Below are 22,254 nucleotides of genomic sequence, written 5' to 3'. Positions count from 1 at the left end.
CTCCGGCTTTTCTTATAGTTGGCCCAGCTCGGCGCCGGTCGGGGACGCTACGCGTACACCGCCCTGTCCCACCAGAATCAGGTTGCCCTTTTCATCAGCGATGACGCTGGCAAGCGACAGGCGGTCGCTGCGGTTCACCACAGTGAAGCTGCGGCCATTGTCGATGCTCTTGAGCACGCTGCCGCCATGGCCGACCACCACCAGGGTGCCGTCGGGCAGCAGGGCGCCGCCGGACAGGCCGAACTCCAGATCGCCGCTGGTGGTTTTCAGCGACACGGTGTCCCAGGTGCCGCCGAAATCAGTGGAGCGGAACAGGTGGCCACGCAGGCCGTAGGCGATGACCACGCCCGGCTCGGCGGTGCCGAGCACGCCGAACAACGAGCCTTCGTACGGGCCTTCGAGGCGTTCCCAGGTCTGGCCCCAGTCGGCGGAGCGGAACATGCTGCCCGCCTCCCCCACCACGAACAGGCCGGAGTCCTTCACCGCGGTGATGGCGTTGAGGTGGTACTGGTCTTCGTTGTCGAGACGGTCGCTGACGTCTTCCCAGTTCTTGCCGCCATCCTGGGTGGTCAGCAGGGCGCCGTAGGCACCCACGGCGAAGCCGGTGCTGGCGTCCTTGAACCAGACGTCCAGCAGGGGCGCTTCGCGCTCCAGGTCTTCGAACTGCAGGGTCCAGGTCGCGCCGCCGTCCTCGCTGGCGAGGATCTGCGAGTCGTGGCCAACGGCCCAGCCTTTCTTGTCGTCAACGAAATAGACCGCGGCGAGCATCTGGCGGGTAGGCACCTTGGCCTGGGTCCAGGACTTGCCGTTGTCGTCGGAATAAAGGATATGGCCACGGTCGCCAACGGCCACCAGGCGCTTGCCGGCATGGGCGACATCGAGCAGCAGGCTGCTGACGGCCTTGGGCGATTCGATGGAGAGGACCGGTGCATCGGCGGCCAGCGCGGATGCGGTGATGGGCGCAGCGCCTACAGCCAGGGCGGAGAGCACACTGAACAGCGAGAGCGCTTTGGCCAGCGGCGATTGGAAGCGGAACGTCGGCTTGTGGAGGCCGGACGAGGTGCGCCGCATGACGGGCTCACTCATACACCTTTACCCCTTGTTGTTATAGGTAGGTCTGCCCGGGTCGAGCAGCGAGCTAATCCTAGCCAGCTTTGGAAAGCCTGCACAATCAGTGGGACGTTATGTTTTGTTAAGCGCCGGTGGCGCTCTGTAACCGAGCGCGCAAAGAAAAAGGCCGCTTTTCAGCGGCCTTTTTCACGGGGTGTCGCGGATCAACGAGTACCGCGGCGACGCAGGGCGGACGGCTTGAAGTAGCCATCGTCCGGGACCGCCTGGTTGAAGTCGATGGTGGTCGGCTCTTCGTTGTCCAGGTTCTGTACGTGGTAGCGGCGGGCCTGCAGGTCGTGGAACACATCCAGCGCGGACCAGGTGGTCGGCAGCTCGTAGTAGTTCTTCAGGTAGGCCACCGATACACGCCACAGTTCGCCACGGCCGTCGTACTGGTCAACCACTGCGGCTTGCCAGCTGTCCTCGTCGAGGAACAGGGTGCGCTTGGAGTAGATGTGACGGGCGCCCGGCTTCAGGGTGCCTTCCACGACCCACACACGGTGCAGTTCGTTGCGGGTAACGGCCGGGTTCAGGTGGCCCGGTTGCAGCAGGTCCTTGTACTTAACCGAAGGGCTGGAGACCTTGTAGTTGTTGTACGGGATGTAGATTTCCTTCTTGCCCACCAGTTTCCAGTCGTAGCGATCCGGGGCACCGTTGAACATGTCGGTGTCGTCGGCGGTACGCAGGCCGTCGGCGGCGGCGATCGGGGTGTCGTAGGCCAGGTTCGGCGCACGGCGCACGCGGCGTTGGCCGGCGTTGTAAGCCCAGGCCTGACGCGGCTCCTTCACCTGGTCGAGGGTTTCGTGGACCAGGGTGGCGCCACCAGCCAGGCGAGCCGGGCTCTTGGTGAAGGACAGGTAGTAGAAGAGGATGTTGTTCAGGTCAGCGTACGAACCCTTCGGGTTGTAGTACTTGAACAGGGCTTCCTGCTGCGAGGTCACCAGGGAGAAGTCACCGTTGCGCTGCACGGCCACTTCGGAGGCGCGACGCACGATGTAGTTGCCGCGGTAACGGGTGATGTGGTTCCACAGGGCTTCCACGCCGTTCTGCGGGATCGGGAACGGAATGCCGCCGTAGGCATCGGAGAAGCCGTTGCCGCCGTCCAGCAGTTTGGCGGTGGTGGCGTTCTTGATGGTGTTGTCGTAGATCCATTGCGGCGCGGAGCCGGAACGGCGGGTCTGGTAGACCGGCATCTGGAAGCTGTTCGGGTAGGCGTTGAACAGGGCGATCTGACCCGGGGTCAGGTTGGCCTTGTACTGGTCCAGGTTGGCCTTGGTGATGGTGAACAGCGGCTTGTCTTCCGGGAACGGATCCGGATGGTGCATGCCAGGCTTGTAGCCCGCCGGGATCTCGGTGATGCCACCGGTCCAGGCCGGAATGGTGCCGGCTGCGTTGCCGGCCTTTTCGGCGCCGAAGGGGGTCAGGGTGGTGCCGAGCTTGGCGGCTTCCTGGGCCGAGACCTGCGCCAGGGCGCTGCTGGCGGTGAGCGCCAGCGCTACCGCGGCGCTAATCAGCGAAAGCTTTTTCAGCATGTGGATTCTCCGTGATGAGTCTGCATCGGGCGCCCGGGGGCGCCCGTCTTGTTCTTGTTGGTATTAGAAGGAGTACTTGACGCTGACCCCGATGTTGTCGCGGTCGCGTACGGAGTTGTTCTGGCCGCCGCCGAAGAATTCGGTGTACTGCAGCTCGGCTTCCAGGCTTTGCAGGTAGGTGGCCTTGACGCCCAGGGTGTAGGCCTTGCGACCCTCGATGAAGTTGCCGGTCTGGTAGGAGTTGCCCTCGAAATCGTCCTTGTAGACGACATAGGGGGAAACGTTCACGCCGGCGTAGACGTCGTTCCAGGTACCGGACAGCAGCAGGGTGTAGCCGTAGGCGTTCTTGTTGACCTGATCGTCGCGGTCGCCGCCGGACACGTAGGAGTTGTTGCCACGGCCGGAGTAGTAGCGCTTCTGGCCGTTGAACGCGGTGTATTGCAGGGAGCTGCCGCGCAGGTGCTCGGAGGCCAGCTCGGCGACACCAAACAGGGAGTCGAAGGACAGCGACGGGCCGAAGTTGTAGATGGTGCCCACGGAGCTGTTGAAGGCTTCGACGCGCTCGTAGTTGTGGATCGAGTCACCCAGCTGCACGTCGGTGCCGCCGATATTGACGACGCCGCCGGCGGCCAGCTGCGGAGCCTGGAGCAGCAGGTCGCCCAGCAGGTCGTTGGTGGTGGCGATGCCGATCGGCAGGTTCGGGCGGTAGGCCAGCTCACCGAACACCGAGGCGTTGCCGACGGTGGTGTTGAAGCTGACGCCGTACATGCGGATGTCTTCGACGTATTCGCGCTGGGCCTGGACGGCGTTGGCCACGTCCATGGTCGCCAGGCCGCCGGCTGCCGTGGTGGCGGCGGTGGTCAGGGCGTTGGAGTAGGCCTGAGCCAGAGCCGGGTTGAGGGCTGGGTTGGCCAGCACGGCCTGCAGTTGGGCGACGGAGATACCGGCCTGGGCTGCGACCGCCTGCTGAACCTGCGGGGTCAGGGCAACGGCTGCCTGACCTGCGATCTGGGCCAGGTTCAGGCCATCGTAGGCGCCCAGGTTGGCGGCGATGGTCGGTTCCTTGGCGTGGTAGTTGACGAAGTAGAAACCGAACTCGGTGGAGTTGAGCTCTTCGGCGATGTAGCGGAAGGCGATACCGAACTGGCCGTCGTTCTTGGCGTTGATGTCCGGGCCAACCGAGGCGACCTTGATCACGCCATTGGCGTCGACGTTACGGCCACCCTGCAGACCACCCACACCGGCGGCGCTGAAGCCGGCGTACAGCGGCGCGAGCGGAGTCAGCGCGCGCTGGGTCGAATAAGCGGTGTTGCCGCCATCGGCGAACAGGTCGGTCTCGGAGAAGTAGGTACCTACCGGGTCGATGGCCGATTCTTTGAAGTTGAACTGGTAGAAGGTTTCCACCGACAGGTTATCGGTCAGGCCGAGGCTGAAGTTCAGGGCCTCTACCGGCACCAGCACTTCCTTCAGCTCGGAGCCCGGCAGGCGGAACTTGGCGGCGTCGACCGGGTTGGTGGTGTTGATGCCACCACGGTAGAAGATGCCCTCGCCCCAGTTGAATACCTGCTTGCCGATACGGCCGGTGAGCGGCATGTCGGCCACGTCCCAGTTGCCGTAGAGGTAGGCGTCGAGGATCTGCGCGTCGCGACCGGCCTTGTGGCGGGTCTCACGGGTGAAGCTGTCGTCGCGCGGGAAGTTCTGGCTCGGCTGGACGGGGTTGTTGTTGTCCAGGTAGTCGTTGCGCTTGTCCATGATCTGGGTGTCATAGAACGCAGTGCCGCGGACGAACATGCCGTAGTTCTTGTAGGTCGCTTCCAGGTCGGAAGTGATCTTGTAGACCTCGGAGACCAGGCCGGTATTGAAGTTACGGTTACCGTCGTTGGTGTTGATGTCGTCGTTGGTCCTGTCCTGTCCCTGTACGCGCCACAGTTGGCCGTAGGAAACGGTGGTGTCGAGGGAACCGGCGACTTCGCCGTCGGCGAAGCTGAACTCCACCGCCTGGGCCTGGGCGGCTACCAGGATCGGCAGGATACCGACGAAGGCGAAACCTGCCTTGGCCGGTGCGAAACGCAACGTGGGCTTGCGGGACTTGAGCTCCATCGAGTCTTACTCCGTGGACTGATCACTTTGTTATTGGCGGCCCATCGGGCGGGCCTTGTTTGTGCAGCCGCGTGACGCGGTCTGTTTGGCTTCGGCAGGAAATCCCCAGCGCAGAGCGCACCCCGCTCGGTTTGCACCGAAACAGGGCCAAATCTTCTGGGGCATTGCAACCATGGTGCCAAGTCGCCGACAGGCGCCAAAAAATCTCCACGCACCAAGCGCCGGAAATCAGTCAAACAAGTGACTGATCATCCACTGATCAATTTCAGATTTTCTGTCCGATCTTGTCGGACGATCTGGCACGATTTGTCACTCAAGATCACACTTGCAGGGCATGTACGCTCATACCAAAAGCTGTCTGGTCAAGCCTTTTCTGGGCTTTTAAGACTGTTCACGCATAAAAGCGCGAAGGTTCATTTCCTTGAGTAACAAAAAAGTGTTACCGGCGCTAACCGGTAACACTCCCTGGAGAGAGTTGTTGCAGGAGATGACAGCCCGCTTTCACGGGCTGCCGGAGGGCGTCAGGCGAGGCTCTTGCTGACCACTTCGAAGACGTCGCTGGAGAGCTCGCCCGAGGCGAGGATGCGCTCCAGTTCGGCCCTCATCAGCTGCTGGCGGCCGTCGTCGTACTTGCGCCAGCGGGTCAGGGGCGCCAGCTGGCGGGAAGCGATCTGCGGGTTGAGGGCGTTCAGGGTGATCACATGGTCGGCGAGGAAGCGGTAGCCCGCGCCATCGGCCCGGTGGAAGTTCACCAGGTTCTGGTTGGCGAAGGCACCGATCAGGGCGCGCACCTTGTTGGGGTTCTTCAGGGTGAAGGCCGGATGCTCCATCAGCGCCTGGACGCGCTCCAGGCCACCCGGCAGGCCGCAACCGGCTTGCACGCTGAACCACTGGTCCATCACCAGCGGGTCATCCTTGAAGTAGTCGGCGAAGCACGCCAGGGCCTCGGCCTTCTCCTGCTCGAAGCCGGAGTTGACCAGCACGGCCAGGGCCGAGAGGCGCTCGGTCATGTTGTCGCAGTCCTTGAACTGCTCGAGGCAGGCCGCCAGCACGTCCGCCTTGCCGCTCTGCATCAGGTACGACAGGGCGATGTTCTGCAGGGTACGCCGGGCGATGTGGGCGGCCTCGGCGACATAGCCGGTTTCCCGGGAGATCGCGCGATTGGCCTGGTAGCGCGCCAGCAACGGCTCGAACAGGGTGGCGCCGATGGACTGCCGGGTGAACTCGCGGGCGGCATGGATGGCATCCACGTCGGCCACTTCGCTGATCTCGGTGAGATAGGCCTCGCTCGGCAGCGAGAGCATCTCGGCCACCATCGCCTGGTCCAGGGACTCGTCGTCCAGCAGGGTGCGGAAGGCGGTGAGCAGGCGCGGGTCCAGCTGCAGCGGCTCGCCGCGCTGATGCTGGCCGATCAGTTCCTGCAGCACCTGTACCGACAGCTGCTGCCCGGCATCCCAACGGTTGAAGCCGTCGGAGTCGTGCTGCATGAGGAACATCAGCTGGTCGCGGTCGTAGGGGAAGCTCAGCTTCACCGGCGCGGACAGCCCGCGCAGCAGCGACGGCAGCGGCTTCTCGGCGATATCGACGAAGGTGAACGACTGCTCGGCCTCGGTCACCGAGATCACCCGGTTGCCGCCACCGGCCTGTGCTTCGCCGGCCAGGCGCAGCGGCAGGTCGTTGCCGGCGGCATCCAGCAGGCCCAGCTCGACGGGAATGACGAAGGGCAGTTTCTCCGCCTGGCCTGGGGTGGCCGGGCAGCTCTGGCGGAAGCTCAGGGTGTAGGTGCGCGCGGCAGGATCGAAGGCTTCGGTCACGGCGAGGCGCGGCGTGCCCGCCTGGCTGTACCAGCGCTTGAACTGGGTCAGGTCGACGCCATTGGCGTCTTCCATGGCCTTGATGAAGTCGTCGCAGGTCACGGCCTGGCCGTCATGGCGCTCGAAGTAGAGGTCGGTGCCCTTGCGGAAGCCTTCGGCGCCCAGCAGGGTGTGGATCATGCGCACCACTTCCGAGCCCTTCTCGTAGACGGTCAGGGTGTAGAAGTTGGAAATCTCCATGAAGGAGTCCGGACGCACCGGGTGGGCCATGGGGCCGGCGTCCTCGGCGAACTGGTTGGTGCGCAGGAAGGCCACGTCCTCGATGCGCTTGACCGTGCGCGAGTTCATGTCGGCGGAGAACTCGGCGTCGCGGAACACGGTGAAGCCTTCCTTGAGCGACAGCTGGAACCAGTCGCGGCAGGTCACGCGGTTGCCCGACCAGTTGTGGAAGTACTCGTGGGCCACCACGGCCTCGACGCGCTGGTGGGCGGCGTCGGTGGCGGTCTCGGCCTTGGCCAGCACGCAGCTGGAGTTGAAGATGTTGAGCCCCTTGTTCTCCATGGCGCCCATGTTGAAGTCGTTGACCGCGACGATCATGAAGATGTCCAGGTCGTACTCGCGGCCGTAGACCTCCTCGTCCCAGCGCATGGACTTCTTCAGGCTGTCCATGGCGTGCTGGACCTTGTCGATGTTCTCCGGCTCGACATAGATGCGCAGCGCCACGTCGCGGGCGGTCATGGTGGTGAAGCTGTCCTCGACGCACCAGAGGTCGCCCGCCACCAGGGCGAACAGGTAGGCCGGCTTCTTGAAGGGGTCCTGCCAGGTGGCCCAGTGCCGACCGCCCTCCTCCGACCCGCTGGCCACCGGGTTGCCGTTGGACAGCAGCACCGGATAGCGGTGCTGCTCGGCCGTGACGGTGGTGGTGAACTTGCTCATCACGTCCGGACGGTCGAGGTAATAGGTGATCTTGCGGAAGCCCTCGGCCTCGCACTGGGTGCAGAACATCTTGCCGGACTTGTACAGGCCTTCCAGCGCGGTGTTGGTTTCCGGGTGGATGCGCACCGTGCTGTCGAGGGTGAAGGTGGCGGCCTTGGGCTGCAGGGTCAGGTGGCTGTCGTCCAGCTGATAGTCGGCGGCGGTCAGCGCCTGGTCATCCATGGACAGCGCCAGCAGCTCCAGCTGCTGGCCATCGAGTACCAGCGGCGGCAGGCCCGCGCCCGCATCACCGGCCGCTCGCTCGGGATTGCGGCGCATCACCAGCTGGGCGTGGACCAGGCTGTGGTCCTCGTACAGCTCGAAGGTCAGGTTGGTCTCGTCGATCAGGTATTCCGGGGCCTGATAGTCCTTGAGGTAGATGACTTTCGGTTGCTCGGTGCGCATGGTCGTCTCTTCGATTGCGGGGGCGGCCCCAAAACCCTGGGTCACCCATGTTGGTTAGGTCAAGGTCGGAGTATGGACCACCGACCAGACCATTGGGATCAGGCGGCGCTGATGGCCAACTGGTACGCGGTGTACTTGCGCAGGTTGATCACGCCGGTGTCGAGGATCAGGTACTGGCCCTTGATGCCCCTGAGCGTACCCTCCACCACCGGCGTCTTGTCCAGGTCGAAGCTGACTACCTTGGTCGGATAGGCATCCACCGGGTAGCTGATCTCGATGGGCTGGATATCGACCACCGGCTGGATCGCCTGCAGGCCGAAGCGATCCTGCAGGGCGCGGATGCCGTCGGCGCAGTGCTCGAACAGCTCGTCACGCACGGCGGCCAGGTCCAGCGCCGGCGCCTCGCCCTTGAGCATGGCGCGCCAGTTGGTGCGGTCCGCCACGCGGCTGCGCAGCAGGTCTTCGACGAAGCCGGACTGCTGGCGGGTGGCCACGCGCACGATCGGCAGCGCCTGGCTGGCGCCCTGGTCGATCCAGCGGGTCGGCACCTGACTGGCACGGGTGATGCCCACCTTGATGCCCGAGGAATTGGCCAGGTAGACCACGTGGTCGGTCATGCAGAAGCGCTCGCCCCATTCCGGCTCGCGGCAGGTGCCTTCGTGGTAGTGGCACTTCTCCGGGCTGATGATGCAGCTGTCGCACTGCGCCAGCTTGGTGAAGCAGGGGTAGCAGTAGCCCTGGCTGAAGCTCTTCTTGGTCTTGCGGCCGCAGTGGGTGCAGTTGATCGCGCCGAGGAACTCCAGACGCAGCTGCTTGCCGATCAGGGGGTTGGCGGCGATGTCCAGCTCGCCGAGGCGAAAACCGTACTGCACGGGGGCTTCAAGGCGCACCGACATCTTGTTGAGTGCGCCACGTCCTAATTCCAGCATCAGTGAACCGAATTCGACTTGAACAGGATGTTGGGAATGGATTCGGACTTGGAGCTGCACTCCTGCGGGCCCATGTAGCCGGTACGCTCTTCTTCGGGGAGGTGCTTCAGCTCCCAGGCGATCACCGCCTGCAGCGACAGCTCCTTCTGCTCCTGGGTCAGCTTGCGGCCGTCCGGCCACTTGCCGATTTCCACGGCCAGCTTGAGGCTTTCGTAGACATCCTGGGTGATGTTGCTGATCAGATGGGCAAAAGACGACATGGGCCACTCACCGGTAACGTAAAAAGAACTGCGCATTCTAGCGGCGCAGGCGCGCCAGGGCACCACCCACCAGCCCGGTGGCGCAACCGGCCACGAGACCGCCGACGTGGGCGCCGTTGGCGATGGCGCCGAAACCGAGCGCGGTGATCAGGCCCGACAGGCACACCAGCAGCCAGATCAGCATCATCGCCATCACCCCGGGCGGCAGCCGGTAGGCCGGGCACGGCGCCAGGCGCTGGAACACCCAGCAATGGCCCAGCAGGCCGTAGAGCACCCCGGAAAGCCCGCCGAACAGCGACGCACCGCTGGTGAAGTACTGGGCGACGTCCGACACCAGGCTGAAGCCCAGGGTCAGCGCCAGCAGCATCAGGCCGCCCTGGCGGGCCTCGATGCGCCGTCCCAGCTCCCAGAACCACATGGCGTTCATCGCCAGGTGGAGGATGCCGAAGTGGATCAGCATGGGTGACACCAGGCGCCACCATTGCCCCGCCGCCAGGCTTTCGGCCAGCGGCGTGAAGTAGATGTAGTCGCCCTGGATCTGGAAGTCCTGGAAGCTGAACCAGCGGATAGTCGAGAAGTTGTCCCCCAGGTTGGTCAGCACCGCCACCACCAGGGTGGCCAGCAGCACCAGGCTGGTGATGCGGCTGGCGTTGAGCTGGGCGATGAAGCCCGGGCGCGGCGCTTGCGGCGGCGCCTCGTGCTGCAGCTGGAAATGCGGGTCGCCCTCGGGGAAGCGCTCATAGAGCCCGCGCACCTGCTCGGCCAGTTGTGCGCCCGGCACCCAGAGCACCTGCTCGCCGGACTCCTCGCTGACCCGGTACGGCACTTCAAGGCGCTGCAACAGGGCGACGAAACCGGAAAGGTCCACGGTCAGGGGCAGACGCATTACTTCAACCGCACTCATTGAGGCTCCTCGGGGCGTTCCACTTCGACCCAGACGAACTTGTCCGGGTCCAGGCGACTTTCCTGGTCGAATCGATAGGCCACCAGCTTGCCGTACATCACCGCGCTGTAGTCCAGGCAGGCCAGGTTGGCGCGGATCGGCGCCGGCCGGCCGCGCCGCCAGTAGTGGCCGACGAACAGGATCGGCTCCTGCGGGCTGTAGCTGAGCAGGCGCGACTTGTGCGCCTTGGACAGCGGCTGACTGGCCACCTGCTCGGGCAAGGCGTCGGGCTGGAACACCACGTCGCCGTAGGTCTGCGGGTCTTCGGCCCAGAACTTGGTGCGGAACACCGAGCGGGTGAAGCCATCGCTGCTGGTCAGGGTCATGCCCCCCGGCAGCGGCAGGTCGGTGCCGCGCAGCAGCCGGTCGAATACCCGGCTGGCGAAGCTGGTGGGGTCGGCAGCGGCCTTGAGGAAGGTTTCGTTGATCCGCCCGTCCGGGTGCATCTCGCGCAGCGCATCGATCATCTGGCCGTCCCAGCAGGCGTGGACCATGCGCAGGCGTCCGCCATCGAGGAACAGCGGTAGCTCATAGAACCAGCCGAGGAAATCGTGCCAGTCCGCCGGATGGCCTTCGAACTGCTCCAGGGTTTCCTTGATCAGGCGGCCATGCCGTGGCGTGTGCTCGCGGACGAACTGCTTGCCGCTGCCGGGCGGCGCCGGGGTGCTCCAGCCGAGGGCGTTGTACTCGTGGTTGCCCATGATGCACAGCGCCTGGCCGGCCTCCACCATGTCATGGACCAGGTGCAGCGCCTCGCGGATGCGCGGACCACGGTCGATGATGTCGCCGAGGAACAGCGCCATGCGCTGCGGGTGCCGCCAGACGTCGCCATGCTTGCGGTAACCGAGGCGATCCAGCAGGCGCTCCAGGGTATGGGCGCAACCGTGGACATCGCCGATCAGGTCATAGCCACGGCCGGGATCGAGGCTCATCAGTCGCCTCCACCCAGTCGGCTGCCCCAGCCCAGTTTGGTCCGGCAGACCTCGTAGTAGTTGTGGTCCAGCGGGTGGATCAGGCGCAGCTTCTGCGGCTTCTTGCGCACCGTGATGGTGTCGCCGGGGGCGCAGGTGAAGTGGTTCTGGCCATCGCAGGACACCAGCGGGTAGATCTGCATGTTGGGCGAGACCACTATCTTCAGCTCACTGGTGCTGTCCACCACTATGGGGCGACTGGACAGGGTGTGCGGATACATGGGCACGACCACGATGGCGTCGAGCTTGGGATGCATGATCGGGCCACCGGCCGACAGCGCGTACGCGGTGGAACCGGTGGGGGTGGCGACGATCAGGCCGTCGGCCTTCTGGCTGCAGACGAACTGGCCATCGATGTGCAGTTCGAACTCGATCATCCGCGTCGACTTGCCGGGATGCAGCACCACGTCGTTGAGGGCATCGCCCTGGCCGATGGCCTCGCCGTGGCGGCGTACCTCGGACTCCAGCAAAAAGCGCGTCTCGACGCTGTAGCGGCCGTCCAGCACCTCCGCCACCTTCACTTCCAGCTCGTCGGGGCGGATATCGGTGAGGAAGCCCAGGCTACCGCGGTTGATCCCCAGCACCGGCACGTTGTGCCGCGCCAGGGCCCGGGCGGCACCGAGCATGCTGCCGTCGCCGCCGACCACTATGACCAGGTCGCAGACCTCGCCGAGGATCTTCCGCGACGACGTCTGCAGGCCATGGCCCGGCAGCACTTCGGCGATGGTGTCCTCGAGGATCACGTGGAGGTGGCGGTCCAGCAGGAATTTTTTCAGCCGGCGAATGGTGTCGAGCACATGGGAACTGCCCAGGCGACCGATGATGCCGATATTGCGGAATTGCTCCATGGGACTCCAAGGGGGGTATAGCGGCGTAGTGAATGGCGAAAGTATGGAGGATAGCGGCAGACAGCGGCAAACCGCCGTCGGCTATGCTCGCAACATGCAAGCCTTCGAATCGCTTACCGACCTGCCGCGCCAGCTGGATCATGCCGCTGTGCGCGACCTCGCCTGGGCCCTGCTCTCCCCGTCGCTGCTCAGCCAGACACCCTGGCGCCAGCGCCATCCGCTCTGCGCCAGCGGCTGGGCCAGCCACCCGGAGCGCCTGGCCGACTGGCTGCTGGCCCAGGACCGGCAACCCGGCCCCCTCGAACACTGGCTGGCGCAGGCGCCCAACCATCGGCTGGGGCTCTACTACGAGCGCCTCTGGCAGTTCGCCCTGGGCCAGGCGCCGGACGTGCAACTGCTGGCGGCCAACCTGCCGATCCGCCTCGGCGGCCAGACCCTGGGCGAGCTCGACCTCCTGCTGCGCGACGCCGAGGGCGTGCACCATCTGGAACTGGCGATCAAGCTCTACCTGGGGCCCCGCCATGGCGACGGCAGCACCCCGTCGCAATGGCTCGGCCCCGGCAGCCACGACCGCCTCGACCTCAAGCTGGAGCATCTCGGCCTGCACCAGTTGCCGCTGTCCTCCCGTCCGGAAAGCCAGGAGGCGCTGGCGCAGCTGGAGGTTCAGCCGACCAGCGCGGAACTCTGGCTGGGCGGCTACTTCTTCTACCCCTGGCCGGGCAACTGCACCGCGCCCCAGGGCGCCAACCCGGGCCACCTGCGCGGCCGCTGGCTGCGCCAGAACGAGCTGGACGACTTCCTTGGTCAGCCCGCCGAGGGCCATTGGCAGCCCCTGGCGCGGCACGCCTGGCTGGCGCCGGCGGTGAGCGAGGCGAACGACTGCTGGCCAGCGGAGCGCTTCGGCCAATGGCGCGCGGAGCTCGATCCCGACAGCCCGGCGCGCCTGCTGGTCCGCCTGGTGGCGGACGCCGACGGACGCTGGCGGGAAGCCGAGCGGGCCTTCGTGGTCAGCGACCGCTGGCCGCTGGAGCCGCTCCAGGCCTGAGCGACGAGGTCAGCGGCTGCGTTCGATGCGCCCACCGGAACGCGCCAGGTAGCCGGAGCCGGCTTCACTGATCAGCGCCTCCCGCTGCAGCGCCGGCAGGGCATCCAGGCCGTCGCGCAGGGCGTAGGCGCGGAATCCCAGCTGGGAGAGGGTGAATACCGCGCTGGCACTGCGCTTGCCGCTGTCGCAGTAGCACAGGTAGGTGGCACCGCCCTGCAGCAGACGTGCCTTCAGGCGCAGCAGGTGCAGGGGCATGTTCAGCGCCTGGGGCGCATGGGCGCGCTCGTACTCTTCCTGCAGACGCACGTCCAGCCACTGGCCACCGCCGCCGAGCAGGCGCACCGCTTCGCCGAGGCTGACCTCATCCACCACCGGGGCCTTCAGCAACTCGAGGAAATCCGCGCGGTCCAGGCGCTGCAACACGCTGTCTTCCAGCAGGGTGACGCTGGCATTGCGCGGGCAATCTCCGAGCAAGGCCTCTTCGCCGAAGCAGGCGCCGACGTCCAGCTCGGCGAGCAACTGGCGCTCGCTGCCGGCGCCACGGATCACCTCGGCGCGGCCGGACTGCAGGAAGTAGCAGCAGTCGCCCTCCTCCCCTTCGGCCATCACCCGGCTACCCGCCGGCAACTCCACCCGCCGCAGGCGCTCCAGCATGCTGCGCACATTGGCCGGCGGCACCCTGGCCAGCAGGGGGCTGGCCAGCAAGGCTTCGAGCCATTCGCCGTCGCCGTCCAGGCCGTACTCCAGCAGCAGGTCCTGGTGGGCCGAGCCCAAGGTGAGCTGGCTCGCCAGGGCCGCACTGTCGATGGCCAGCAGCGATGAATCGCGCAGGGCCGACGCCTCGTACAAGCGCGGCAGGCTCGGGGAAACCGGGTGGCAGCTGGCTTCGCTGCCCGCCTCCAGGCGCGTCTCGCTGCCGTCGGCGTCACGCAGTAGCAGTTCACCCGACAGCAGGTAGTAGGTCAGCCGCGCCTGGTCACCGCGCCGGAACAACAACTGGCCCGCCAACAGCGGCTGGGGCACCAGATGGGCGCGCAGCTCGCGCCATTGCTGGTCGGATAGCGCGTTGAGGGGAATCAGGCTGCGCAATTGCTGGGGATTCAGGGCTTCGCTCATGGACTCATCCTTGTGCTTCCACTGCCGGACCAGTGTAGCCCGCCAGTTGCGCAAGCTCGGCCTGCAAGGCACGACGTCCCTGCAAGCCACCGGTATGCAGCAGCACCAGGCGGCTGCCGGCGGGAAGGCGGCCAGCGCGCGCCTCCTGTCGAATCGCCAGCAGGGCCTTGGCGGTGTAGAGGGGTTCCAGCATCAGGCCGCCGTCCCGCTCGCTGTCCAGCAGAAAGCGCGCGAGTTCGCCATCCAGCCGGGCGAAGCCGCCGCGACTGGCGTCGAGCAGGTGATAGTCGGCATCAAAGCGACCCGCCTCGACGAGCAGGGCACTGACCTGTTCGGCCACACCGTGGTCCGGCGGTACCGCCAGGGCGCCGAATACCGGGTGCCGCCCGTTCTCGCCGAGCACCAGCCCGGCCAGGGTGGTGCCGGTGCCGACGGCGGTCCAGAGGCTGTGGTAATCGTCCCAGCCGAGGTCCGCGAGCTGTTCGCGGACCATCCCTACCAGCGCGACGCAACCCAGTGCGCCGGGCAAACCGCCACCGCCTTCGGGCACCGCCTGCAAGTGCGGGTAGCGTTGCCGCCAGGGCTCCCAGAAACCCGGCTGGTGGCGCGCGCGGTAGCCGCCGTAGCCCAGCCAGTGCAAGGTCATGCCGAAGCGCTGGAGATCACGCACCGTGGGCGTGTCCTGGGGCTCGCCCCGCAGCAGGCCGACACAGGGGAAGCCGAAACGTGCCCCGGCGGCGGCCAGCGCATGGAGATGATTGGAATGGGCCCCACCCAGGCTGATCACACCGTCGACACCGTTGCGCCCGGCCTGCTCCAGGTGGGGCGCCAGCTTGAACCACTTGTTGCCCGACACCAGCGGGTCGAGGGCGTCCAGGCGCAGCACGGCCAGCTCCAGGCCCGCTTCCGCCAGCCAGGGCAGGTGCAGGGGTTCGAGGGCGGCACGGGGGGTCCAGTCAGGCGGAATCAGGGGCAAGGTCGAGTCCGTTGGCGTCCATTCGGGGGCGCAAGGATAAAGCAGGTGGGTGTCGCGGTCCCGCTCAGCCGGCGGTGCGCAACCGCCCTCCCGCCCGATGCCGTGGGCAGCAGTTGGATTCACCGGCGACGAAGCGGCTAGGCGCCTCGATGCGGTCGATGGGCATGCTGCAACGCTCGCCATTGGGCAGCGTGGCGTCGCAGGTGGGCTGCTGGTAGTGGAGCAGCCACTGGCGGTACTGGCTTTCGGAGACGAAGCACTTGGCCGCCGCGTAGGCCTGGGGGTTGTCCTGGTAGCGAGCGATGTCGGCCAGGGGAATAGTCAGGTGGCCGGCACCGGGGTGGTAGACCACGAAGACCACGCCCAGCTGCGCCAGGCGCTCCAGCATCAACTGGCCGGACTGACCTTCCAGGGCTTCGCATTCCAGGCGCAGGCGATTGAGCTCGGTCTGCAACTGGGCGTCCTGCTGGTCGCGGTAGGCCAGTTCGACGTCGCGTATGGCCAGCTGCTCGCGGTACTCGGCCACGGCGGCGGCGACGCGCGCCTGCAGCTCGCTTTCGAACTGGGCCCGGAGGATGTCCGCCTCGGTGCGCCCGTGACGCTCCAGGGCGCGCAGCTGCAGGCTCATTTCCTCGCGGCTGCTCCGGAAGCGTTCCGACTCGCCGTCGATATGGGCCTGCAGCCCGGCGTTGGCTTCCTCCTGCTGGCGCAAGGCGTGTTGCAGCGTACGGATCTGCTCCTGCAACGCCGAGTGGCTCTGGTCGGCGTCGTGGCGCACCCGCGCCATGGCTTCTTCGTTCTGCTGGCTGAGGGAGCTGAGGCGCAGACGCTGCTGGCGCACCAACTGGGCGGTCTTCAGGCGGTGCTCCTTCTCCATCTTTTCCGCCAGCTGCTCGGCCATCTCCTTGGTGATTTCCGGCGGAGCGTACCAGCTGTCTTCCGAGGCCACCTGCAGCCGCTCGGCGTCCAGCACCTTGGGCAGCTCCTCTTCCACCAGCAGGCCCAGGCTGTTGCGCTTGATGGCATCGCGCAGCAGCGCCAGGTCGTTGCGGTCGGCGTTGAGGCTGGGGTCCCAGAGGTGCATCTGCTGCCAGGACACCGGGCACTGGCTACGGCAGGCAAGGCGGATCGGCCCGGCGCCCAGGTCCGGACCGCGCCCGGCGCGCTCGGCGAGCTGGCGCAGCGGCAGGTTCCAACCGGTATCGGCGCGGCCGGTTTCATCGAAGTCGAGGTAGAAGAAGACCACGGCGCGCACTTGCAGGCGCGGGTTGATCATCAGGTAGGCCAGGTTCATCTGGCGGTCGGCGAACTCCGGCATGCCGACCACGCCATCGAGGATGGCTTCGAACTCCGAAAAGAGCATCTGCTTGCAGACGCCGCGCTCGTTGAAGAACACGACGGCTTCCACCAGTTGCGGCTTCTTCAGCATGCTCATCGCTCTACCTCTGGCTCTGCGCGGTGACTCACGGCGGGCATTGATGGGGGGGCCTGATGGTGCATGGATTTCGTCCACGCAAACTGATCCGGACTTTAGAAAAGTCTAGGGGATATTAGCCGTCGAGCAATGTGACTGGGTTGGCAGTGCCCCGCCGTCGCATCCCGTCGGACTGGCGGCTAGGCAAAAATGTGACGTGGTTTGTCCTGCGGGGAGCACCGCCCGGCGCGGGGCCGGGCGGCGAAGCGGTCGGAGCCCGCTCGGGCTCGTGGTCAGAGCTCGGCGGCCAGGCGCGAACCCTGGTTGATGGCGCGCTTGGCGTCCAGCTCGGCGGCCACATCGGCGCCACCGATCAGGTGCACGCTCTGGCCGGCGGCGACCAGGCCGTCCTGCAGTTCGCGCAGCGGGTCCTGGCCGGCGCAGACGATCACCGTGTCCACCGGCAGCACCTGGGGCTCACCCTCGGCGATGCGGATGTGCAGGCCTGCGTCGTCCACCTTGAGGTACTCGACCGCGTTGAGCATCTGCACCTGCTTGTTCTTCAGGCCGGTGCGGTGGATCCAGCCGGTGGTCTTGCCGAGGCCGTCGCCCACCTTGGATTTCTTGCGCTGCAGCAGGAACACCTCGCGCGCCGCCGGATGCGGCTGGGCCTTGATCCCGGCGATGCCGCCACGGGCTTCCAGAGCGCCGTCGATGCCCCACTCCTTCCAGAAGGCTTCGCGGGACAGGCTGGTGGCCTCGCCCTGGTGGGTGACGAACTCGGAGACGTCGAAGCCGATGCCGCCGGCGCCGATCACCGCCACCTTCTGCCCCACCGGCTTGCGCTCGAGGATGGCGTCCAGGTAACCGATCACCTTCGGGTGCTCGATACCAGGGATTTCCGGAGTGCGCGGAGCGATACCGGTGGCCAGGATGATCTCGTCGAAGCCGCCCTTGGCCAGGTCGTCGGCGCTGACACGGGTGTTCAGGCGCAGGTCGACGCCGGTGGTTTCCAGCTTGCGCTTGAAGTAGCGCAGGGTCTCGAAGAACTCTTCCTTGCCCGGCACGCGCTTGGCCACGTTGAACTGGCCGCCGATCTCGCTGGCGGAGTCGAACAGGGTCACCTGGTGGCCACGCTCGGCGGCCACGGTGGCGGCGGACAGGCCGGCCGGGCCGGCGCCGACCACGGCGATCTTCTTCACGGTGGTGGTGGGGATGTAGTTCAGCTCGGTCTCGTGGCAGGCGCGCGGGTTCACCAGGCAGGTGGTCAGCTTGCCGCCGAAGGTGTGGTCCAGGCAGGCCTGGTTGCAGCCGATGCAGGTGTTGATCTCGTCACTGCGGCCTTCGGCGGCCTTGTTGACGAAGTCCGGGTCGGCGAGGAACGGACGGGCCATGGACACCATGTCGGCGTCGCCCTCGGCCAGGACCTGCTCGGCCACTTCCGGGGTGTTGATGCGGTTGGTGGTGATCAGCGGGATCTTCACCTCGCCCTTGAGCTTGGCGGTGACCTTGGTGAAGGCCGCGCGCGGCACCTTGGTGGCGATGGTGGGGATGCGCGCTTCGTGCCAGCCGATGCCGGTGTTGATGATGGTGGCGCCCGCCGCCTCGATGGCCTTGGCCAGGGTGACGATCTCGTCCCAGGTGCTGCCGCCTTCCACCAGGTCCAGCATCGACAGGCGGAAGATGATGATGAAGTTCGGGCCCACGGCCTCACGCACGCGGCGGACGATCTCCACCGCCAGGCGCATGCGGTTATCAAAGCTGCCACCCCAGCGGTCGGTACGCTGGTTGGTGTGGGCGGCGAGGAACTGGTTGATGAAGTAACCCTCGGAACCCATGATCTCGACGCCGTCGTACTCGGCGTGCTGGGCCAGCTTCGAGCAGGTGACGAAGTCCTGGATCTGCTTCTCGATGCCCTCTTCATCCAGCTCGTTGGGCTTGAAGGGGTTGATCGGCGCCTGGATGGCCGACGGCGCCACCTGCTTGGGGTTATAGGCGTAACGGCCGGCATGGAGGATCTGCATGCAGATCTTGCCGTCCGCCTCGTGCACCGCGCGGGTGACGATCCGGTGCTTCTCGGCCTCTTCCACGGTGGTCAGCTTGGCGGCGCCGGCGTAGACGCCACCTTCCGCGTTCGGACCAATGCCGCCGGTGACCATCAGGCCGACGCCACCACGGGCGCGCTCGGCGAAATAGGCGGCCATGCGCTCGAAGCCGTTGGGTTTCTCTTCCAGGCCGGTATGCATGGAACCCATCAGGGTGCGGTTCTTCAGGGTGGTGAAGCCCAGGTCGAGGGGCGCGAGCAGGTTCGGGTAACGGGTGGCGGTCATGGTTCCTCCACAACAGGCGTTGCTATTCACGAAATGCCCCGAGCCTCAGGGCCGGGGTCGGTTATGGGGCAAACGATAAAGAGCGTGCCTCACCGGCTCAATGATCAGAAATGACAAGTTACTGACCCAAACGAACAGCGACCCTTGGCAACCGCCAGCGCCTCCCCTACCCTGAACGTTATCCCCGAGCCACGGACACTCCATGCGCAAACTGCTGACGCCCCTGATCGCCGCCCTCCTGGTGAGCTGCCTGACCGCCTACGCGGTCTGGACCGGCGAACGGCCGCGCGCCCACTACCTGTCCGACCTGCGTGCCAGCCTGGCCAGCGATGTCGGCACGGCCGGCAGCGGCGGCAACCTGCTGGCCATCCGCCCGGCGCTCTATCCCAGCGACTACCGGGACCCGGACCTGCTGCACATGAAGCTCGCCGCCGCCCTCGACCAGGCCCGCGACCAGGGCCTGCTGACCGAGCGCACCGTGGTCGCCCTGCCCGACCACATCGGTACCTGGCTGCTGCTGCAGAACGAAAAGCAGGACCTCTACAAGGCACGCTCCCTGGCCGAAGCCGGCCGCCTGCTGACCCTCAGCCACCCGACCCTGCTCGGCCGCCTGTTCCTCCAGGGCCAGGACCTGGAAGAAGCCCTGCTGCGGGCCAAGGCCCGGCGCATGGCGCGGGACTACCAGAAAATGTTCGGCCGCCTCGCCAGCCACTACCAGGTGACCATCCTCGCCGGCTCCATCCTGCTGCCCTCGCCCTACTTCAAGGAAGGCAAGCTGCGCAGCGGCCATGGCGCCCTCTACAACCTCGCGCTGGCATTCTCCCCGGACGGCCTGCTGCTGGGTGAACCCTACAGCCAGCCCTGGCCGCAGAGCGCCCGGGGCGAATCCCGCCAGACCCTGCAGACCGCCGGCGGCCTGGTGACCATCACCCGCAGCTGGGGCCAGGGCTACCCCCGGAGCAAGGTGACCCTGGACAACGGCCAGTCCAGCGCCAGCGAGGAGCTCTTCCTGCGTGGCCGCCTCTGGCCCCTGCACAATTCCCCCTCCGGCAGCGAGCTGACTCCCCTGGCCGCCCCGCAAGCAAGCGACGCGCCCGGCAGCCACCTGCTCAATGCCTGGCTGGACGCCCAATGAAAGCGCAACGGGTCAAGCTCGGCGACCTGTCGGTGGGCTGTGTCCACAGCCTGGCCGCCGCCATGCAACAGGCCGGCCAGTCCCCCGCCGAACTACTGGAACGCTTCGGCCTGGATGCCGCGCGCCTGGCCGAACCCCAGGCGCGACTGTCGATCCCGCGCTACATGCGCCTGGGCCACGCCGCTATCCAGCTCAGCGGCGATCCGGCCCTGGGCCTGTCCATGGGGCGCCTCAGCCGTCTCGGCCAATTCGGGTTGGCGGGCGTCTGCGCGGCGCAAGCGCCCAACCTGCGGGAGGCCGCCCGCGCTCTGACGCGCTTCGAGCTGCTCTATGCCAGCAACTACCGTGGCCAATCCAGCTTCCACGAAGACAGCAAGGGCGCCTGGCTGCGCTTCTACTCCATCAGCCCCTACAACGCCTATAACCGCTTCGTGGTGGATTCCGTGCTGGCGGGCTGGCAGAGCCACCTGGGCCAGTTGGCCGGCAGCGGGATAAGGATCGACAAGGTGGAAATCGAGTTCCAGGCGCCGGACTACGCCGAGCGCTACACCGAGCACTTCGGCTGCCCGGTGGAGTTCGAGGCCGGCGCCAACCAGCTGCGCCTGTCCCAGGACACCCTGGCCCTGCGCGGCCACGAGCACTGCCCCAGCACCTGGCGGCAGCTGCTGGATATCTGCGAGAGGGAATTGCAGCAACTGACCCGCACCCGCAGCCTGCGCGAGCGCATCACCCAACTGCTGGGGCCGCTGCTGCATGGCCGCGAGCCGGACCTGGAAGAAGTGGCGGCACGCCTGCAGATGCCCAGCTGGACCCTGCGACGCAAGCTGGCCGAGGAAGGCACCCAGTTCCGCGCCATCCTCAACGAAACCCGTCGCGACCTGGCCATGGCCTATATCCGCGACACCGAACTGGCGTTCGGCGAAATCGCCTACCTGCTCGGCTTCGCCTCGGCGGAAGCCTTCCAGCGCGCCTTCAAGCGCTGGAGCGGCAGCACGCCAGGCGAGTTCCGCCGCAGCCAGCGCCAGGCGGGCTGATCACATTTCGGTAGCGTCTTCCGCGGGCTCCACGTAGTCCTGCTCATCGGCGTGGAAATCGAGAATTTCTTCCTGGTAGTCATCCATCGGTAGTTCCTCCTGTTTCGATACAGGTCATGGAAACAAAGACCATGCCAAGCCTGCTCGGCATGCCTGAAAATGTAACGAACCCAGGTGACCGAAATATTACCCCGCTCGATGGGCAAGCGCAGGCCAGGTGCTTTTTCAGGCGCAAAGAAAAAGCCCCCAGGTATCGCTACCTGAGGGCTTCTCTATATGGCGCAGCGGACGGGACTCGAACCCGCGACCCCCGGCGTGACAGGCCGGTATTCTAACCGACTGAACTACCGCTGCGTGTCGGCTGGACTTGCGTCCGGTAAAACCCTTGCATCGTCTGGCGACTGCCCCGAAGGACCTCTTGCCGCCTCATGCCCGAGCAACTCGAACATGGGATATATGGCGCAGCGGACGGGACTCGAACCCGCGACCCCCGGCGTGACAGGCCGGTATTCTAACCGACTGAACTACCGCTGCGCGTCGGCCGGACTTTCGTCCGAAATTCGCAAGGAGTGGTGGGTGATGACGGGATCGAACCGCCGACCCTCTGCTTGTAAGGCAGATGCTCTCCCGGCTGAGCTAATCACCCTTCGCCTTGCGAGGCGCGCAATTTACGCAGAGGCCTCCGCTAAGTCAACACCCTGTATGGATTTTTTCTTCAGGGGTGTGTTTTTTGCCGGGGCAGCCCTGGCCGCCACGAGAGCACCAGGACGGTGCGCCCGCACCGGATCGGGGCGGACTCAGCTACCGGCCTTCAGTGAAATCCTCGCCGTCACCCGGCCATCCTCGTTGCGATTCAGCCCGGCTTCGTCGATGCGCACACCCTGCCCTTCCAGCACGCCGAACCAGCGCAGCAGATTGGGGAAGGCCGCCGGTTGCAGGTTCACCTGCACCGAGCCTGGTCCGTCGCTGTCGATACGCTCCACCGCCAGGCCTTGTTCGGCGGCGGTGGCGGTGACCAGCCCCTGCAGGCGCTCCGGGTCCACCCGGGTCTGCGGCTCGACCTTCACCGCCCTTGCCGCGGGGGCATGCAGTTGCAGGTAGGCGTGCAGGCCGCGCTGGGTCTCGAAGTATTCGCGGGAGCTGGCCAGGCGCCGTTCGGCCGGCAACCAGAGCAGCAGGTAGAGCAGCATCAGCCCGAGGAACAGGCCCAACCCTGCCAGGGCCACACGGTCGCGCACCGGCAAGCTGCGCCAGCGCGCGCCCAGGGCCGAGGACTGCCATTGCGCCTGGAGCGGCGTCTTGATTGCGTCGAGCATT

At 66.2% G+C, this 22,254-nt stretch carries 17 protein-coding genes and 3 tRNA genes; 3 read left to right on the top strand and 17 right to left on the bottom strand.

Translation table 11 applies throughout. The features are described 5' to 3' along the window. Positions 1-12 precede the first annotated feature (12 nt). The 9 genes from PCA10_RS10145 to PCA10_RS10105 all read right to left on the bottom strand — a co-directional run bounded on the left by PCA10_RS10145 (position 13) and on the right by PCA10_RS10105 (position 11,887). The gene (locus tag PCA10_RS10145) at positions 13-1,086 is read right to left on the bottom strand and encodes a WD40/YVTN/BNR-like repeat-containing protein (protein ID WP_016491980.1); all 1,074 of its coding nucleotides are present in this window, start codon (positions 1,084-1,086) and stop codon (positions 13-15) included. 188 nt (positions 1,087-1,274) lie between these two features. After that, positions 1,275-2,642 carry a DUF1329 domain-containing protein gene (locus PCA10_RS10140; RefSeq protein ID WP_016491979.1) on the bottom strand — a complete coding sequence of 456 codons (1,368 nt, stop codon included), beginning with the start codon at positions 2,640-2,642 and terminating at the stop codon, positions 1,275-1,277. A 63-nt stretch (positions 2,643-2,705) separates the two neighbouring features. Beyond that, positions 2,706-4,742: a DUF1302 domain-containing protein gene (locus PCA10_RS10135; protein ID WP_016491978.1), complete on the bottom strand. Its 2,037-nt coding sequence runs from the start codon at positions 4,740-4,742 to the stop codon at positions 2,706-2,708. Positions 4,743-5,263: 521 nt separating this feature from the next. Then, positions 5,264-7,936, bottom strand: coding sequence for an aminopeptidase N (gene pepN / locus PCA10_RS10130; RefSeq protein ID WP_016491977.1), 2,673 nt, complete (start codon positions 7,934-7,936; stop codon positions 5,264-5,266). A gap of 98 nt (positions 7,937-8,034) precedes the next feature. Beyond that, positions 8,035-8,865 carry a DUF2797 domain-containing protein gene (locus PCA10_RS10125; protein WP_016491976.1) on the bottom strand — a complete coding sequence of 277 codons (831 nt, stop codon included), beginning with the start codon at positions 8,863-8,865 and terminating at the stop codon, positions 8,035-8,037. Then, positions 8,865-9,125, bottom strand: a complete 261-nt coding sequence (locus PCA10_RS10120; protein ID WP_016491975.1) for a YeaC family protein — start codon at positions 9,123-9,125, stop codon at positions 8,865-8,867. The genes PCA10_RS10125 and PCA10_RS10120 overlap by 1 nt, the downstream gene beginning before the upstream one ends. A gap of 37 nt (positions 9,126-9,162) precedes the next feature. Beyond that, positions 9,163-10,029, bottom strand: a complete 867-nt coding sequence (locus PCA10_RS10115) for a rhomboid family intramembrane serine protease (RefSeq protein ID WP_016491974.1) — start codon at positions 10,027-10,029, stop codon at positions 9,163-9,165. Beyond that, the gene (locus PCA10_RS10110; protein WP_016491973.1) at positions 10,026-11,000 is read right to left on the bottom strand and encodes a metallophosphoesterase; all 975 of its coding nucleotides are present in this window, start codon (positions 10,998-11,000) and stop codon (positions 10,026-10,028) included. Before PCA10_RS10110 ends, PCA10_RS10115 begins: the two co-directional genes overlap by 4 nt. After that, the gene (locus PCA10_RS10105) at positions 11,000-11,887 is read right to left on the bottom strand and encodes an NAD(+) kinase (RefSeq protein WP_016491972.1); all 888 of its coding nucleotides are present in this window, start codon (positions 11,885-11,887) and stop codon (positions 11,000-11,002) included. Before PCA10_RS10105 ends, PCA10_RS10110 begins: the two co-directional genes overlap by 1 nt. A gap of 94 nt (positions 11,888-11,981) precedes the next feature. On the opposite strand from PCA10_RS10105, the gene PCA10_RS10100 reads away from it, so the two are divergent. Continuing rightward, a complete protein-coding gene (locus PCA10_RS10100; RefSeq protein ID WP_016491971.1) occupies positions 11,982-12,932 on the top strand; it encodes a DUF1853 family protein in 951 nt (316 codons plus the stop codon). 9 nt (positions 12,933-12,941) lie between these two features. On the opposite strand, the gene PCA10_RS10095 is transcribed toward PCA10_RS10100, so the two are convergent. From PCA10_RS10095 to PCA10_RS10080, 4 genes are all read right to left on the bottom strand, one after another. After that, the gene (locus PCA10_RS10095) at positions 12,942-14,048 is read right to left on the bottom strand and encodes a cyclic nucleotide-binding domain-containing protein (RefSeq protein ID WP_016491970.1); all 1,107 of its coding nucleotides are present in this window, start codon (positions 14,046-14,048) and stop codon (positions 12,942-12,944) included. A 4-nt stretch (positions 14,049-14,052) separates the two neighbouring features. Next, a complete protein-coding gene (locus PCA10_RS10090) occupies positions 14,053-15,024 on the bottom strand; it encodes a 1-aminocyclopropane-1-carboxylate deaminase/D-cysteine desulfhydrase (RefSeq protein ID WP_016491969.1) in 972 nt (323 codons plus the stop codon). 64 nt (positions 15,025-15,088) lie between these two features. Further along, positions 15,089-16,459, bottom strand: coding sequence for a coiled-coil domain-containing protein (locus tag PCA10_RS10085; RefSeq protein WP_016491968.1), 1,371 nt, complete (start codon positions 16,457-16,459; stop codon positions 15,089-15,091). Between the two features lie 272 nt (positions 16,460-16,731). Beyond that, positions 16,732-18,768: an NADPH-dependent 2,4-dienoyl-CoA reductase gene (locus PCA10_RS10080; protein WP_016491967.1), complete on the bottom strand. Its 2,037-nt coding sequence runs from the start codon at positions 18,766-18,768 to the stop codon at positions 16,732-16,734. A 202-nt stretch (positions 18,769-18,970) separates the two neighbouring features. Between PCA10_RS10080 and PCA10_RS10075 the strand changes: the two genes are divergently transcribed. Continuing rightward, entirely contained in the window at positions 18,971-19,903 is a 933-nt protein-coding gene (locus PCA10_RS10075) for a carbon-nitrogen hydrolase family protein (protein ID WP_016491966.1), read from the top strand. Beyond that, the gene (locus tag PCA10_RS10070; RefSeq protein WP_016491965.1) at positions 19,900-20,937 is read left to right on the top strand and encodes an AraC family transcriptional regulator; all 1,038 of its coding nucleotides are present in this window, start codon (positions 19,900-19,902) and stop codon (positions 20,935-20,937) included. The genes PCA10_RS10075 and PCA10_RS10070 overlap by 4 nt, the downstream gene beginning before the upstream one ends. 277 nt (positions 20,938-21,214) lie before the next feature. On the opposite strand, the gene PCA10_RS10065 is transcribed toward PCA10_RS10070, so the two are convergent. The 4 genes from PCA10_RS10065 to PCA10_RS10050 all read right to left on the bottom strand — a co-directional run bounded on the left by PCA10_RS10065 (position 21,215) and on the right by PCA10_RS10050 (position 22,253). After that, positions 21,215-21,291, bottom strand: a tRNA-Asp gene (locus PCA10_RS10065). A gap of 103 nt (positions 21,292-21,394) precedes the next feature. Continuing rightward, positions 21,395-21,471, bottom strand: a tRNA-Asp gene (locus PCA10_RS10060). A 36-nt stretch (positions 21,472-21,507) separates the two neighbouring features. Further along, positions 21,508-21,583 (bottom strand) — tRNA-Val (locus PCA10_RS10055). A gap of 151 nt (positions 21,584-21,734) precedes the next feature. Beyond that, positions 21,735-22,253 (bottom strand): type II secretion system protein M, encoded by a 519-nt coding sequence (locus tag PCA10_RS10050; RefSeq protein ID WP_016491964.1) that lies wholly within the window; start codon positions 22,251-22,253, stop codon positions 21,735-21,737. Between the last annotated feature and the right edge of the window lies 1 nt (position 22,254).

Source organism: Pseudomonas resinovorans NBRC 106553, assembly GCF_000412695.1.
GTDB classification, from domain to species: domain Bacteria; phylum Pseudomonadota; class Gammaproteobacteria; order Pseudomonadales; family Pseudomonadaceae; genus Metapseudomonas; species Metapseudomonas resinovorans_A.
The sequence above is the reverse complement of the archived record's forward strand: the minus strand, read 5'-3'. Positions and strand labels throughout refer to the sequence as shown.

Coding starts and splice junctions, on each gene's coding strand:
- PCA10_RS10080 (WP_016491967.1), bottom strand. CDS start 18,768: ATGACCGCCACCCGTTACCCGAACCTGCTCGCGCCCCTCGACCTGGGC.
- PCA10_RS10125 (WP_016491976.1), bottom strand. CDS start 8,865: ATGCTGGAATTAGGACGTGGCGCACTCAACAAGATGTCGGTGCGCCTT.
- PCA10_RS10135 (WP_016491978.1), bottom strand. CDS start 4,742: ATGGAGCTCAAGTCCCGCAAGCCCACGTTGCGTTTCGCACCGGCCAAG.
- pepN (WP_016491977.1), bottom strand. CDS start 7,936: ATGCGCACCGAGCAACCGAAAGTCATCTACCTCAAGGACTATCAGGCC.
- PCA10_RS10095 (WP_016491970.1), bottom strand. CDS start 14,048: ATGAGCGAAGCCCTGAATCCCCAGCAATTGCGCAGCCTGATTCCCCTC.
- PCA10_RS10100 (WP_016491971.1), top strand. CDS start 11,982: ATGCAAGCCTTCGAATCGCTTACCGACCTGCCGCGCCAGCTGGATCAT.
- PCA10_RS10115 (WP_016491974.1), bottom strand. CDS start 10,029: ATGAGTGCGGTTGAAGTAATGCGTCTGCCCCTGACCGTGGACCTTTCC.
- PCA10_RS10145 (WP_016491980.1), bottom strand. CDS start 1,086: ATGAGTGAGCCCGTCATGCGGCGCACCTCGTCCGGCCTCCACAAGCCG.
- PCA10_RS10140 (WP_016491979.1), bottom strand. CDS start 2,642: ATGCTGAAAAAGCTTTCGCTGATTAGCGCCGCGGTAGCGCTGGCGCTC.
- PCA10_RS10075 (WP_016491966.1), top strand. CDS start 18,971: ATGCGCAAACTGCTGACGCCCCTGATCGCCGCCCTCCTGGTGAGCTGC.
- PCA10_RS10085 (WP_016491968.1), bottom strand. CDS start 16,459: ATGAGCATGCTGAAGAAGCCGCAACTGGTGGAAGCCGTCGTGTTCTTC.
- PCA10_RS10050 (WP_016491964.1), bottom strand. CDS start 22,253: ATGCTCGACGCAATCAAGACGCCGCTCCAGGCGCAATGGCAGTCCTCG.
- PCA10_RS10105 (WP_016491972.1), bottom strand. CDS start 11,887: ATGGAGCAATTCCGCAATATCGGCATCATCGGTCGCCTGGGCAGTTCC.
- PCA10_RS10070 (WP_016491965.1), top strand. CDS start 19,900: ATGAAAGCGCAACGGGTCAAGCTCGGCGACCTGTCGGTGGGCTGTGTC.
- PCA10_RS10120 (WP_016491975.1), bottom strand. CDS start 9,125: ATGTCGTCTTTTGCCCATCTGATCAGCAACATCACCCAGGATGTCTAC.
- PCA10_RS10110 (WP_016491973.1), bottom strand. CDS start 11,000: ATGAGCCTCGATCCCGGCCGTGGCTATGACCTGATCGGCGATGTCCAC.